General features: G+C 72.2%; 10 protein-coding genes. 4 read left to right on the top strand and 6 right to left on the bottom strand.

The annotated features are described in order from the left end of the window. Positions 1-43: 43 nt before the first annotated feature. Together ACFVT5_RS18470 and ACFVT5_RS18465 are read right to left on the bottom strand one after the other, a co-directional pair. Positions 44-526 (bottom strand): DUF456 domain-containing protein, encoded by a 483-nt coding sequence (locus ACFVT5_RS18470; protein ID WP_389888381.1) that lies wholly within the window; start codon positions 524-526, stop codon positions 44-46. 41 nt (positions 527-567) lie between these two features. After that, a complete protein-coding gene (locus tag ACFVT5_RS18465; RefSeq protein WP_389888379.1) occupies positions 568-1,632 on the bottom strand; it encodes a helix-turn-helix domain-containing protein in 1,065 nt (354 codons plus the stop codon). Positions 1,633-2,145: 513 nt separating this feature from the next. Here ACFVT5_RS18465 and ACFVT5_RS18460 point away from each other — a divergent pair. Together ACFVT5_RS18460 and ACFVT5_RS18455 are read left to right on the top strand one after the other, a co-directional pair. Further along, complete coding sequence (locus ACFVT5_RS18460; protein ID WP_389888376.1) at positions 2,146-3,525, top strand: protein phosphatase 2C domain-containing protein; 1,380 nt, start codon at positions 2,146-2,148, stop codon at positions 3,523-3,525. 65 nt (positions 3,526-3,590) lie between these two features. After that, the gene (locus tag ACFVT5_RS18455) at positions 3,591-5,333 is read left to right on the top strand and encodes a pyruvate dehydrogenase (RefSeq protein WP_389888373.1); all 1,743 of its coding nucleotides are present in this window, start codon (positions 3,591-3,593) and stop codon (positions 5,331-5,333) included. Positions 5,334-5,351: 18 nt separating this feature from the next. Here the strand turns inward: ACFVT5_RS18455 and ACFVT5_RS18450 are convergent, their stop codons facing one another. Further along, entirely contained in the window at positions 5,352-8,405 is a 3,054-nt protein-coding gene (locus ACFVT5_RS18450; protein WP_389888370.1) for an alpha-mannosidase, read from the bottom strand. Between the two features lie 417 nt (positions 8,406-8,822). On the opposite strand from ACFVT5_RS18450, the gene ACFVT5_RS18445 reads away from it, so the two are divergent. Next, positions 8,823-9,206, top strand: coding sequence for an ATP-binding protein (locus tag ACFVT5_RS18445; RefSeq protein WP_389889427.1), 384 nt, complete (start codon positions 8,823-8,825; stop codon positions 9,204-9,206). Positions 9,207-9,316: 110 nt separating this feature from the next. Here the strand turns inward: ACFVT5_RS18445 and ACFVT5_RS18440 are convergent, their stop codons facing one another. Together ACFVT5_RS18440 and ACFVT5_RS18435 are read right to left on the bottom strand one after the other, a co-directional pair. Further along, entirely contained in the window at positions 9,317-10,378 is a 1,062-nt protein-coding gene (locus ACFVT5_RS18440; RefSeq protein ID WP_389888367.1) for a DUF2637 domain-containing protein, read from the bottom strand. Between the two features lie 189 nt (positions 10,379-10,567). After that, positions 10,568-11,455 (bottom strand): (2Fe-2S)-binding protein, encoded by an 888-nt coding sequence (locus ACFVT5_RS18435; RefSeq protein WP_389888364.1) that lies wholly within the window; start codon positions 11,453-11,455, stop codon positions 10,568-10,570. Positions 11,456-11,578: 123 nt separating this feature from the next. On the opposite strand from ACFVT5_RS18435, the gene ACFVT5_RS18430 reads away from it, so the two are divergent. Next, positions 11,579-12,403 carry a GntR family transcriptional regulator gene (locus ACFVT5_RS18430; protein ID WP_389888361.1) on the top strand — a complete coding sequence of 275 codons (825 nt, stop codon included), beginning with the start codon at positions 11,579-11,581 and terminating at the stop codon, positions 12,401-12,403. Between the two features lie 419 nt (positions 12,404-12,822). Here ACFVT5_RS18430 and ACFVT5_RS18425 read toward each other — a convergent pair whose 3' ends face one another. Further along, the gene (locus ACFVT5_RS18425) at positions 12,823-13,584 is read right to left on the bottom strand and encodes a hypothetical protein (RefSeq protein ID WP_389888358.1); all 762 of its coding nucleotides are present in this window, start codon (positions 13,582-13,584) and stop codon (positions 12,823-12,825) included. Positions 13,585-13,703 lie beyond the last annotated feature (119 nt).

Below are 13,703 nucleotides of genomic sequence, written 5' to 3'. Positions count from 1 at the left end.
ATGGACGAGGGTGCTTGCGCGGACACGCTCTCGCGGCCGGGCCTCAGGCCCAGACCACCGCTCCCAGCCACGCCCCGAAGATCAGCAGACACGCGAACAGCTCCGCGAGCACACTCCAGCCCCCGGCCCGCAGCGCGGTACGCACCCCGGCCACCGCATCGCCGTGACTGCCCAGGCGCAGCCGCTCCGACACATAGATACCGCCGATGAATCCGAGGATCCCGCCGAGCACCGGCACCACGAAGAACCCCACCAGCGCGCCACCGCCCGCCCACACCGCCATCCGGCGCGTCGCCCCGCTCTGCCGCAGCCGGCGCGGCGGCAGTTGCCAGCGCACGGCCTGGGACACCAGCAGTACGAGGGTGGCGCCGACGAAGAAGGCCCAGGTCAGTCTGCGCGGGTCCTGCAACGCCCACCACAGCACCGAGGCCCACACCAGCCATGAACCGGGCACCCCCGGCACCAGCACTCCGCACAGCCCGAGCAGCATCACCACCCCGACCAGCAGGAGTTCCCACGCTCCCATCAGCCCAGGGTGCAGGAGAGCGCGTGAACCCGCAGGTCGCGTTAGCCCTCCGGGGTCGGATCCGGCCGCCCCGCCCGCTGCGAAGGCAGCTCCCGCTGGGAGACCGCCTCACGCGGCGGGCGACCTTCCCGGGCCACCCAGTCCTTCTCGTACGCGTGCCAGCCGAGCTGCAACCTGGTTGTCACGCCGGTCAGTTCCATCAGCCGCTTGACGCGGCGCTGCACGGTCCGCAGTCCGAGGTCGAGCTGTTTCGCCACGCTCGCGTCGGTGAGCCCGGCGAGCAGCAGCGACAGGATCTCCAGATCGGTGCCGTCGGGCCCGTCCGGGTGCTGTTCCGTGATGCCGCCGCCCTGGCCCAGGCGGAGCGGCAGCGCGTCCCGCCACACCGCCTCGAACAGGCCCGACAGTGACTCCAGGAGCCCGCTGGCGTGGACGACGAGCGCGGCGGGTTCGGCGGTCCGCGAGGTGAGCGGCACCATCGCGAGGGTCCGGTCGGCGATCACCAGCTTCGTCGGCACCCGCTCCACCACCCGTACCTGCTCGTCGCGGCCGAGCGCGGCGGACAGTTCGAGCAGGCCGGTCGGCAGGTTCAGGACCTCGCGTTCGACGACGACCCGATAGGCGACGCCCCGGCCCGCGGCCTGTTCCTCGGCCTTGTTGTCCCGGCCCGAGACCACCACCGGATTGCCCGTCACCAGGGCGCACACCTCGTCGCTCGCGCCGAGCTGGAGCTGGAGGAACCGCTGGGAGACCGCGCCCGCGCCGGTCACCACCTCGACCAGGTCGTGCACGGCCGGTTCGGCGGCCTGCGCCCGGTACTCCTCGGCGAGCAGCGCGGCGGCCAGCTCCGCCTTCTCCAACTCGTGCCGCTGCTGGGTGAGCAGCGCCCCCAGCGCGACGCCCGGCGGCGCCGCGACCCAGCGCCCCGGGCGGGCCGACGACTGCGCGGCGAGCCCGTGCCGCTCAAGCCGGCGCAGGGCCCGGTCCGTGGCGTCCTCGCCGAGCGTGAGCCGGCGCGCCAGATCCGGTACGTCGGCTGCGCCCACCGACACCAGGGCGCGGTACGCCGATTCATGCACTTCGTCGAGCCCCAGCGCTGCCAGCATGCGGCGACGTCCCTCCCCGAGCGTTCCGTTCCGGTGGCCGACGCCGACCCGGTGGCGGAAAGCGGCCACGGCGTAAAGCCGCCTCGGCACATCATCGCCGTACCACCCGCCTCTCTGCCAAGGTGGCGCCACCGCAGTACCAACATCAGCCCGTAATGCGGTGCTTGGACCGTATTGGCCTGGGCGCGGCAGACCTTGAGGGGAGCGATGCGCGCGATCTCGCGTACGGCCCTGGGTTCGGCGTCCGTGGACCACGCGGGGGCGGGCGGGTGTCCCGTCACTGTGCGGGCCCAACTGACCGTTGCGCGCGGTGCGTTCGTGACACAGACCGTGATCCGGGCCTACGACGTGCGGTTGCGACCGTAGCCCCAGGTCACACCGGCGACCGCCGGGCGGCACTCCCGTGGGGGGTGGGGCCGTCCGGCGGTCTCGCCATGGCGGGTTGTGGGCCGTCGCCACGGGATTTTCCGGATGCCCCGTTTTCGTGCGCGCCGCGCGGTGGACAATAAGGGCATGAGCCAGCAGGGGGACAGCCGCACCGGCCACGAGGACGACTGGTGGGGGGAGTTGTACGGCGACCGGACCGACGACACGGGCCCGGCCCCGACCACCGACACCTTGGACGACAGGTTCAGTTCGGCCACATCAGCCGTGAACGGCGTACCGACCGAGCCCCGCGACGCCCCGCGCCCCCCGGCCGAAGCTCCGGCAAAGGCACCCTCGGGGGACGCTCCCTCCGGGTTCGGGTCGGCTCCGGCTCCCTGGGAAGTGCCGGTGGGGGCCGCCGTGCCCCGTACCTTCCCCGACCGTCCCCGGAAACCGTCCGCCGAGCCGCCCGCGGGTCCGCACGGCATCCTGCCAGGACCCGTCACCGTACCGGCGCCCCGCGCCGACGAGGTCGCGCCGCCGCCCTCGCCGCCCCATCGACCCGCGCCCGTGTACGTCGGGGACCGGCCGCCCACCTACGAGGCCGAGCCCACCGCCCTCCCGCCCGCCGACCCCGAGGACGTCGGCGAGATCGTGGCCGACACCGTGCTCGACGGAGCCCGGTACGGAAAGACCACCCTGCGGGCCGCATCCGTACGCGGGGACTCCGCCCGGTACCGGGGCGAACCCCGCCGCGACGCCCTGCTCACCGCCCGGTTCGGCACCGGCGACGACGCGCTCGTCCTCGTCGCCATGGCCACCGGCGCCCGCGCCACCGCGGGAGCCCACCGCGCCGCCGCCGACGCCTGCGCCTGGATCGGCGGGGCCGTCGGCCGCAGCCACGCCCGGCTCACCGAGGACATCCGCGCCGGGCGCCGCGGCGACCTCAAGTCGGGCCTGCACCGCCTCACCGACCGCAGCCTCGGCAAGCTCCGCGCCCGCGCCGCCGAACTGGGCGTCGAACCCGAGGAGTACACGGCGAGTCTGCGCTGTCTGCTGCTGCCCGCCGACCCCGCGTGCCGTACCCGCGTCTTCTTCGGCGTCGGCACCGGCGGTCTCTTCCGGCTGCGTGACGGCGCCTGGCAGGACATCGAGCCGCAGACCGCCGACACGGCGGGCGAACCCGTCGTCGGCTTCGGCTCACCGCCCAGCGAGACCCCGGAAGGCGACCGCCTCACCATGGACCTGGGCATCACGACACCCCCCAGCCCCTATGAGCCGGCCCCGGAGCCGCCCCGCGCCCCGTTCCGCTTCCGCGCGTCCGTCGCCCGCCCGGGTGACACCCTTCTGCTCTGCACCGGCGGCCTCGCCGATCCGCTGCACGGCGAACCCGACCTCACCCGGCACCTCACCGCCCGCTGGGCCGGCGACGAGCCACCGGGCCTCGCCGCCTTCCTCGCGGACACCCAGGTCAGGGTCAAGGGCTATGCCGACGACCGCACGATCGCCGCCGTGTGGGAGGCGTAACCGCGTCCGCTGTGAATTCATGGACCCAAGCCCTGTCCAGCGAGCGCGAAGGGGTCCGTGAAGTCATGGCCAAGCAGAACGTCGCCGAGCAGTTCGTCGACATCCTCGTCCGCGCGGGCGTCAAACGCCTCTACGGCGTCGTCGGCGACAGCCTCAACCCCGTGGTCGACGCGATCCGCCGCACTGCCGCCATCGACTGGATCCATGTCCGCCACGAGGAGACCGCGGCGTTCGCGGCGGGCGCCGAGGCGCAGATCACCGGCTCGCTCGCCGCCTGCGCCGGCTCCTGCGGCCCCGGCAATCTGCACCTCATCAACGGCCTCTACGACGCCCACCGCTCCATGGCCCCGGTCCTCGCGCTGGCCTCGCACATCCCGTCCGGCGAGATCGGCCTCGGCTACTTCCAGGAGACCCATCCCGAGCAGCTGTTCCGCGAGTGCAGCCACTACAGCGAGATGATCTCCAACCCGAAACAGATGCCGCGGCTGCTCCAGACCGCCATCCAGCACGCCGTCGGCCAGGGCGGCGTCAGCGTCGTCACGCTGCCCGGCGACATCGCCGACCAGCCCGCCCCGGACAAGGCCGCCGAGTCCGCCCTGGTCACCAGCCGGCCCACGGTCCGCCCCGGCGACAGCGAGATCGACAAACTGGTCCGGATGATCGACGCGGCCGACAAGGTCACCCTGTTCTGCGGCAGCGGCACGGCGGGCGCGCACGCCGAGGTCATGGAGTTCGCCGAGCGGATCAAGTCCCCGGTCGGCCACGCCCTGCGCGGCAAGGAGTGGATCCAGTACGACAACCCCTTCGACGTGGGCATGAGCGGACTGCTCGGCTACGGCGCCGCCTATGAGGCCACCCACGAGTGCGATCTGCTGATCCTGCTCGGCACCGACTTCCCGTACAACGCCTTCCTGCCCGACGACGTACAGATCGCCCAGGTCGACGTGCGGCCGGAGCGGCTCGGGCGGCGCTCCAAGCTGGACCTCGCCGTCTGGGGCGATGTGCGCGAGACGCTGCGCTGTCTCACCCCGCGCGTCCAGCCGAAGACGAACCGCCGCTTCCTCGACAAGATGCTGAAGAAGCACGCCGACGCTCTCGAAGGCGTCGTCAAGGCGTACACCCGCAAGGTCGACAAGCACATCCCGATCCACCCCGAGTACGTCGCCGCCGTCCTGGACGAACTCGCCGACGAGAACGCCGTGTTCACCGTCGACACCGGTATGTGCAATGTGTGGGCGGCCCGGTATCTCTCGCCGAACGGCCGGCGCCGCATCATCGGCTCGTTCTCGCACGGCTCCATGGCGAACGCCCTTCCGCAGGCCATCGGCGCCCAGTTCACCGACCGCGACCGCCAGGTCGTGTCGATGTCCGGCGACGGCGGATTCTCCATGCTGATGGGCGACTTCCTCACCCTCGTGCAGTACGACCTGCCCGTGAAGGTCGTCCTGTTCAACAACTCCTCACTCGGCATGGTCGAGTTGGAGATGCTGGTCGCGGGGCTGCCCTCGTACGGCACCGCCAACCACAACCCCGACTTCGCCGCCGTGGCCCGTGCGTGCGGGGCCTACGGTGTCCGGGTGACGAAGCCCAAGCAGCTCGCGGGCGCCCTCAAGGACGCCTTCAGCCACAGGGGCCCCGCACTCGTCGACATCGTCACCGACCCGAACGCGCTCTCCATCCCGCCGAAGATCAGCGCCGAGATGGTGACCGGGTTCGCGCTCTCCGCCTCGAAGATGGTGCTGGACGGGGGCGTCGGCAAGATGGTGCAGATGGCCCGCTCCAACCTGCGCAACGTCCCCCGCCCGTAAGGCAGTTGAAAAGACTGGCTACACCGGACGCAGCCGCAGCGTCAGGATCTGGAACGGCCGCAGCGCCAGTGTGAGACCCGTGTCCCCGGTCTCGGCGGGACTCAGCGGCCGTTCCAGCAGATCGGTCACCTCGGCCCGCGCCACCGGGAACGACGCCGTGAGCGTCGCGTCCGCGCGCCCGCCCCGCGACTCGTACAGCCGCACCACCACATCGCCGCTGCGGTCCTCCGCGAGCTTCACCGACTCGATCGTCACCGCCGGATGGTCGACCGCGACCAGCGGCGGTAGCTCCGGCGCCTCGGCGACCCGCAGCGGCAGATTCAGCGCGAGACCCTCCGCCACCGCGTCCCCGACCCCCGCGCCGGGCAGCAGCGCGTACGTGAACCGGTGGCTGCCGAGGTCGGTCTCCGGGTCCGGGCTGTGCGGCGCCCGCAGCAGCGTCAGCCGGACCGTGGTGCCCAGGCCCCGATCGTGCGGCGTACGGGTCACGTCATGGCCGTACGTCGAGTCGTTGAGGACCGCGACGCCGTACCCCTCCTCGGCGACCCGCAGCCAGCGGTGCGCGCAGATCTCGAAACGGGCCGCGTCCCAGCCGGTGTTGGTGTGCGTCGGCCGGTGCACATGCCCGAACTGGATCTCGGCGGCGGACCTTTCGGCGTGCACGTCCAGCGGGAAGGCCGCCTTGAGGACCTTCTCAGACTCCCGCCAGTCGACGTCCGTCACGAAGTCGATCCGGCCACTGCCGGCCGCGAGCCGGATCTCCTGCGTGATCCGCGAGTCGCCGAACGCCCGCACCACCCGTACGACCGCCCGCAGCGGCCCGGACTCGACCAGCTCGACCGACTCGGCGGCCGTCAGATCGGTGTGCCGGTGCCGGTAGTGCCGGTCGATGTCCCAGGCGTCCCACTGATTGGGGTGATCGGGGTGCAGCTGAAGGAGGTTGGCGGCCGAGCCCGGTGCCAGGACCTCCCGGTCCACACGCAGATCGCGGACCGACGCGACGAGCCCGTCCTCGTCCACGGTGACCCGCAGCAGACCGTTGTCGAGGACGAGGGAGCCGTCGGGGCGGCCCACCAGTGTGGTCACCTCCGAGTCGGGGACCGCCGCCATGATCCGGGTCGCCGCCAGCGGACCCACGGTCACCAGGGCCGACGGCGCCCCGTCCGTCACGACCACCTCGGTCCGCTCGTACGGCGACGCGTTGAGCACCGACGGCCCGCCGGGACCCAGCGCGCGGACCGCGTCGGCCGTGATCTCCTCCAGCTCGGCCAGCACCCGCGCGTAGGTGTCCCTGGCCTCCCGGTGCACCCAGGCGATGGACGACCCCGGCAGGATGTCGTGGAACTGGTGCAGCAGCACCGTCTTCCAGAGCCGGTCGAGCGCGTCGTACGGATACACGTACCCCGTACCGCGCAGCGCGGCGGCGACACACCACAACTCGGCTTCGCGCAGGCGATGTTCGGAGTACCGGTTGCCCTGCTTGGTCTTGGCCTGCGTCGTGTACGTCGCCCGGTGCAACTCCAGATACATCTCACCGGACCACACCGGCGCCCGCTGTCCGTACTCCTCCTCGGCGGCCGTGAAGAACGCCGACGGGCGTTCGATCTCGACCGTCGGTGAGCCCTCCAGGGAGCGCAACCGGCGCGCCTTCTCCAGCATCTCGCGGGTCGGGCCGCCCCCGCCGTCGCCCCAGCCGAACGGCACCAGGGACCGCGTGGCCCGCCCCTTGTCGGCGAAGTTCCGCTCGGCGTGCGCGAGTTCACGGGCGTGGAAGTGCGCGTTGTACGTGTCCACCGGCGGGAAGTGCGTGAAGACGCGGGTGCCGTCGATGCCCTCCCACCAGAAGGAGTGGTGCGGCATCTTGTTGGTCTGGTTCCAGCTCAGCTTCTGCGTCAGGAACCAGCGCACCCCCGCGAGCCGCGCCAACTGCGGGAAGGCCGCCGTGTACCCGAAGGAGTCGGGCAGCCAGATCTCCTCGGTCTCCACTCCCAGCTCCTCGGCGAAGAACCGTTTGCCGTGCACGAGTTGGCGGGCCAGGGCCTCACCGCCCGGCATGTTCGCGTCGGACTCCACCCACATCGAGCCCACCGGCGCCCAGGTGCCGTCCGCCACGGCCTGCCGGATGCGATCCCAGATGTGCGGCTGGTTCTCCTTCACCCACGCGTACTGCTGTGCCTGCGAGCACGCGAAGACCAGCTCCGGGTAGTCGCGGGCCAGCGCGGTGACGTTGGCGAAGGTCCGGGACGCCTTGCGGACCGTCTCGCGCAGCGGCCACAGCCACGCCGAGTCGATGTGCGCGTGCCCGGCGGCCGACACCCTGTGCGCGCTCGCCGACGCGGGCCGGGACAGGGCGTCGGCCAACTCGGCGCGGGCGGCGGACGCGGTACCGGACACGTCGTGCAGATCGAGCGCGTCGAGCATGTTCTCCAGGGCCCGCAGGATTTCGTGCCGCCGGGGCAGCGCCGGGTCCAGCTCGTGCATCAGCTCGGACAGGACCTCGACGTCGAGGATCAGATGCCACACCTCCTCGTCCAGTACGGCGACGTCGGCGGCGGCGAACCGGTACAGGGGCCGGTCCCCGGCGGTCAGCACGTCACCGAGCGGTGTCGGCAGGAAGTCGTGCAGAACGGCAGGGTTCGCCGCCGCCTCAAGGAGCAGCGCGACCGGCTCGCCGCCTCGCGCAGGGGAACCCACCGTCAGATGCCGGTTGCGCGGGTGGATGCCCTTGATCGGCACGCCCGACGCGTCATACAGCATGCCCTCCGCCTGGAAGCCGGGCCCTTCCCCGGTGAAGCCCGGGTCCACGACCACCTCCACGGTGCGGCCCGCCCACGCGTCGGGCACGGTGCCGTCGAGCCGGAACCAGCTCGTCGACCAGGGGCTGCCCCACTCCGTCCCGGTCGTGAACGGCTCGTACCCGGCGGACAGGGCATCGGCCACGGGCACCGGTTCACCCGGCGCGTGCCACACGGTCAGGGTCAGCGGGACGCGTTCGGCGTACTGGGCGGGGCGGACGAACTGGCGCATCGCCCGTTCGAGGCGGCCTTCCACCAGTAGTCGGTCGTCGTGCACGGCGGCTCCTTCAGGTACTCGTTGAGCGACTCGCACAGGTACGCGCGGTACTCGCACAGATGGTCCACCGCAGTGCCTTCCCCGTACCGCCCCGGCACACCCGGCCGGTACGGGATCAAAGGCGCAGGCGTGCGGCTCGCCGGGGCGGGCATGCATCCCGTGTACGTGTTCGAGCAGAGAGGCGGCATCGGCGTGCAGGCGGGGGTCAAGACGGGGGAGAGCACGGACGACCAGGGGGAAGGAGCGAAGAACGGTACGGCGAACGGCACGGAGGAACGTGCGGAGACCGGTACGGAGATCAGTGCGCGGACCGACACGCAGACCACTACGCAGAGCAGTGCGCAGACCAGTGCGCAGACCAGTACGCAGACCAGTACGCAGACCAGTACGCAGACCAGTGCGGAGAACGGGGAACGTATACGGCGGCTGCGGCGGCGCTTCGCCCGGTCGGATCTGCGGGCGGTGCCCGAGGCCCGGCGCGCGGTGCGGGAGCTGCTGAGCCACTGGGGGAGACCGGACGGCGCGGCGACGGCGGAGCTGCTCACCAGCGAACTCGTCACCAACGCCCTCGTCCACACGGACCAGCAGGCGATCCTGACCGTCACGGCGGGCCCGTCCCGACTGCGGGTCGAGGTACGGGACTTCACGGGACGCAGGCCGAAGCCGCGGGTACCGGTCGCCGACGACGGTACGAGCGGCAGGGGACTGTTCCTGGTGGAGGCCCTGGCGGACGCCTGGGGGGTCCTCGGACAGGGCGTGGGGAAGGTGGTGTGGTTCGAACTGGACGGCGCCTGGACGTGAGCGCGGCGGATTCGGCACGGGGATGCGGTTGCCGGGAAAGCGGTCGGGGCGGGGTACGGACCCAGCCGTACCACCGCCCCGCGTCATCGCCGGCTCAGCCGGACCGCCGCTCAGCCGAACTGCTGCTCAAGGTCCTTGAGCTTGCGTTCCAGGGAGTCGAGCCGGGGCAGTGCCATGGTGTCGTCCTCGGCGGTGAGGTCGACGGTCCGGCGCTCACTCCCGGAACCGATCGCCTGAAGCGACGGCCGGGCGCGCAGGGGCAGTTGCTCCGGCTCGGATATCGCGGGCTCCGCGCCGGCCTGCGCACCGCCGGATCCGGCGGTCACGGCGGGCGGTCCGTCGACGTGCGGGAGCTGGCGTCCGCCACCGCGCGGCCAGCCGCGGTGGTGGCCCCGGCTGAGCGCCTTGAGCTGCGCCCGCTTCAGCTTGTCCTGGTCCCGCCTCAGGAGCCGGTTCTGCTCATTCGCGCGACGGTCCTCACGGACCTCGTCGACGGCCTCGTCCAGGGTCCGTACATTCTCCAGGAGCATCAGCGACCAGGCGGCGAACGTCTCACGGGGCGCGCGCAGCCAGCGGACGATGCGGATCTGCGGCAGCGGACGCGGGACGAGACCCTGCTCACGCAGGGCGGCACGGCGGGTCTGCTTCAGCGCGCGGTCGAAGAGGACGGCGGCCGACATGGACATTCCGGCGAAGAACTGCGGGGCACCGGCGTGTTCGAGGCCGCGCGGCGCGTGCACCCAGTTGAACCAGGCCGCGGCGCCTGCGAACAGCCACACCAGGAGCCGGGAGCCGAGCGCCGCGTCACCGTGGCTGGCCTCCCGCACCGCGAGCACCGAGCAGAACATGGCGGCGCCGTCGAGGCCGAACGGGACCAGGTACTCCCAGCCCCCGGAGAGATTCAGATTCTGCTGGCCGAAGCCGACCAGGCCGTGGAAGGAGAGCGCGGCTGCGACCGCCGCGCAGCAGAACAGCAGGGCATAGGAGGCGGTGCCGTATATGGCCTCCTTGCGCCTACGGCGCTCCTCGCTGCGCTCCCACGAGTCGCCTTCGGCGGACGTCTTCTCCTTGGCCTTCCTGCTCCGCGTGAGCACCGCAACCGCCGCCAGGATGCCCAGGAGCAGTACGGCGCCGGGTAGCAACCAGTTCAGCGATATGTCGGTCAATCTCATGGTGTGGGTCCCTCGCATCGCAGTAGGGCGTTTCGGGCGCCATAGTGGCTCAATCCCGGTGCCGCGCTGGGGGTTTCGGTGAAAGGGAACGCCAAGGTGGTGCCGGGGTACGCCAAGAGCAGGCATCTTATCGAACTCACGGTTGAGGTTGGCCAGTTCCGTTCGATTAACGCCACTCTTACGAGGGGTTCACGCGGAAGGAGCCGCACAGAGCCGTGCCACGCGGTCCGCGTCGCCGGTACGGGGGCAGGTGACGCAGGTGTCCTCTGGACGCAGAGTGTAGAAGAGGCAGCAGCTCGCGCGGTCCCGGGTGGGCAGGGACTCGCCTTTCGGACCGGTCAGTGTACGGAAGGCGGGGGTGCCGACATACGGCTTGGTGGTGCCGGGCAGCAGGCCCTCCAACTCCCGTATACCGCGCTGCTCCTCGCCCATGAGATGTGCGATGTACCAGAGCCCTTCGACGACTTCGTCGGTCGCCATGCCCCACAGGGCCCGGCCCCGGCGCCGCATACGCGGGCCGAACCCGGCGAGCACCGGCGTCAGATGCTCGGCGACGGCGTCCCGCACCTCGGCGCGCAGGGCCTCCTCGTCCGGCACGACACGGGCGCCCGGCAGCCGCGCCGCCGGGTCGTCCGGCAGACAGGCGAAGTCCTCGACGCGCACCGCCCAACGGCCCAGGGCGCGGTGGAAGGAGACCCGCTCCGCGGGGAGTCGGGGGACCCTGCGGTGCAGGAACCAGGGGACCGTGATCAGCAGACAGGCCGGCCAGGCGTAGCGGTGCAGACCGAAGCTGGCGACCACGTCGGGGCGGGCCCGCTGCCCGTAGTCCTCGACGACCTGTGCGTCGTCCCGGGCGAGGAACGCGTCGAGGTCGGGGCCGCCCGCCGCGAGCGTCGACACGGGGACCCAGCCGCCGTCCGCCGGCATCGCGTGGCCCGCGCGCAATTCCTCGATCCGCAGCTCCGGGAAGACCTCGGTCAGCCGGGTGTACGCCTCCGTGACGGGAGACACGTCCGGGTGTGCGGGGCTCGGGTGCGGGACACGCGGGGTGCTCGTGGCCAGGGCGGGAACGGTCATGCGGGACCACCGAATCACGATCGTCAGCAGGTAAGGCTAACCTTACCCGAACTGATCGAGGTTTGAACTGTGCGCGGCTCGGCCTATCGTTCTGCGGGTGCGGATCCCCCGGAGGAGGCCCGAATGAGACCACACAGCCGCCAGGGCGTCCCGGACCGGACCGCCACGCCCGCCCCATCGGGAGCCGTCGAGGCATGGGCCGCCGCCGAGGCGCCCCGGGTGCCGCCGCAGGCTTCCGCCCCGGCTCCGGTCCCGGCCGCGCCGGAGCGCGCGGCCCGGGGCGAGCACACCCACTCCGAGCAGCCGATGCCGCGCCCCCGGGTCGCCGTCGTACAGCGGGCCAGTGTGCGGGGGCAGGTGCTCGACGCCCTGCGGACCGCCCTCGTGGACGGGGAGCTGGTGCCGGGCGAGGTGTACTCGGCGCCGGTGCTCGGTGAGCGCCTCGGGGTCTCGGCCACACCCGTCCGTGAGGCCATGCAGCAGCTCGCCGTCGAAGGCGCCGTCGAGGTGGTGCCGAACCGGGGGTTCCGGGTCACCCGGCGCAGTGCGCGGGAGGTGGCCGAGCTGGCGGAGGTACGGGCGCTCATCGAGGTGCCCGTACTGCTCCGGCTCGCCCGGACGGTACCGGCGGCGCGATGGGCCGAGCTGCGTCCGCTCGCCGACGCGACCGGCGCCGCCGCGGCGTGCGGTGACCGGGCCGGGTACGCCGAGTCCGACCGCGCCTTCCACCGCGGGCTGCTGGCGCTCTCCGGCAACGAACAGCTCGTCCAGATCGCCGACGACCTCCACCGCCGAGCCCAATGGCCCCTGGTCTCGGGCCCCCTGACGCACCGCCGGGCAGACCTCCTGGCGGACGCCGCCCAACACGTGTCCCTGCTGGACGCGTTGACGACGGGCGACACACCAAAGGCCCACTCCCTGATCCACACCCACTTCACCCCCACCTGACCCACCACCCTTCTGAACCCCCACCTTGTCCTTCGGCCCGCCGTGGCGGTGGTGCGCTGCCATGGCGGGCGTCCGGTGCGGTGTTCGGCAGCCGGCCGTCCTGGATTCCGCCGGACCCCACGGCCGTGGTGCTCCGCCGCGACGGCGGGATGTTGATCCGGCGGGCCTCTACGGGATCGGCCGCCGCGTGACAACCCTCACCCGCCGCCTGACAACCCCTCCCCGCCGGGGCGGGTTTCTTCCCGCCGCGGCGGTGGTGCGCCACCCCGGTGAGGGTCCGGCGGAATGTGCGACGGCGCCTGCCCGCCCGGATGCCGTCAGGCCCTCCCGCATGCGGTCGGGCCCTCTCCAGTTCGGTGGAGTGCCGGTGGCCCTCCCGGTGGAGGGCGGGCCCACGGGAGTGGGGCGAGCGGGCGGGCCTACGGGAGTGGGGCGAGGCGGGTGGGGATTCCGTCCAGGAGGCGCAGCAGGCGGCCGGCTTCCTGGTGGAGCCGGGTGGCCTCGGGTTCCGGTTCGGTCTGGGCGAGCGCCGCCAGCGCGGGCGCCGTGCCCACCAGGAACCCCAACTCCTCCAGCAGCCGCAGCGATTCCGCGAACCCGTGCCGCGCCTCCGCCAACTCCCCTTCCAGAAGGGCGAGTCCGGCGAGGTGATGCCAGGTGAAGCAGAGCAGTAGATGGTCACCGTGCGCCGTGGCACCGGCATGGGCCCGCCGGTACGCCGCGCGAGCGGACTGCGGCGACTGCGACAGGTTCTCGGCGATGAGCCCCCGCCGGAAGTCGAGGAGAGCCCGACCCGGTGCCCCGGGAGCGATCAGCGCGGCGGCCCGCCCCAGCGCGGACCGCGCCTCGTCCGCCCGGTCCCGTACCCCGAGCAGCGTCGCCGCGTACGCCAACTGCCCCCGCTCACACGCCGCGGCCCCCCGCTGATCGTCGTCCCCCGCCAGCGCCTCCGCCGTCCGCAGCGCGTCCTCGGCCTCCGCCCAGCCCTGCTCCGTATAGAGGCACCGCTCCACCAGGAGCGAGGCCCGCTGGAGCGCCGCCCCCGCGTCGGTGACCGCGAGCCGGTCGAGAAGTGCCGCCGCGTCCGTCCAGCAGGCGCGTGAGCGCAGCCGCCATACCGCGGTCTGGAGTGGATCGTGCTTTTTGGTCGTTCCGGTACCAGACATGGCGGTATGCGCCACGTTGCCCTCCCCGAGCACACCCTTGTGATCCTGAGCCGATGCGGAATCTCAGCACGGATGGGCGCGCCCGGCCAAGGGGGTAGGTGAAGGATTTCACAAAGTCATGGATCACGGAACGC

Source organism: Streptomyces sp. NPDC058001, from assembly GCF_042886315.1.
GTDB lineage: Bacteria > Actinomycetota > Actinomycetes > Streptomycetales > Streptomycetaceae > Streptomyces.
This window is presented reverse-complemented; position numbering and strand designations above follow the sequence as displayed.

Coding starts and splice junctions, on each gene's coding strand:
- ACFVT5_RS18455 (WP_389888373.1), top strand. CDS start 3,591: ATGGCCAAGCAGAACGTCGCCGAGCAGTTCGTCGACATCCTCGTCCGC.
- ACFVT5_RS18470 (WP_389888381.1), bottom strand. CDS start 526: ATGGGAGCGTGGGAACTCCTGCTGGTCGGGGTGGTGATGCTGCTCGGG.
- ACFVT5_RS18440 (WP_389888367.1), bottom strand. CDS start 10,378: ATGAGATTGACCGACATATCGCTGAACTGGTTGCTACCCGGCGCCGTA.
- ACFVT5_RS18460 (WP_389888376.1), top strand. CDS start 2,146: ATGAGCCAGCAGGGGGACAGCCGCACCGGCCACGAGGACGACTGGTGG.
- ACFVT5_RS18435 (WP_389888364.1), bottom strand. CDS start 11,455: ATGACCGTTCCCGCCCTGGCCACGAGCACCCCGCGTGTCCCGCACCCG.
- ACFVT5_RS18430 (WP_389888361.1), top strand. CDS start 11,579: ATGAGACCACACAGCCGCCAGGGCGTCCCGGACCGGACCGCCACGCCC.
- ACFVT5_RS18465 (WP_389888379.1), bottom strand. CDS start 1,632: ATGCTGGCAGCGCTGGGGCTCGACGAAGTGCATGAATCGGCGTACCGC.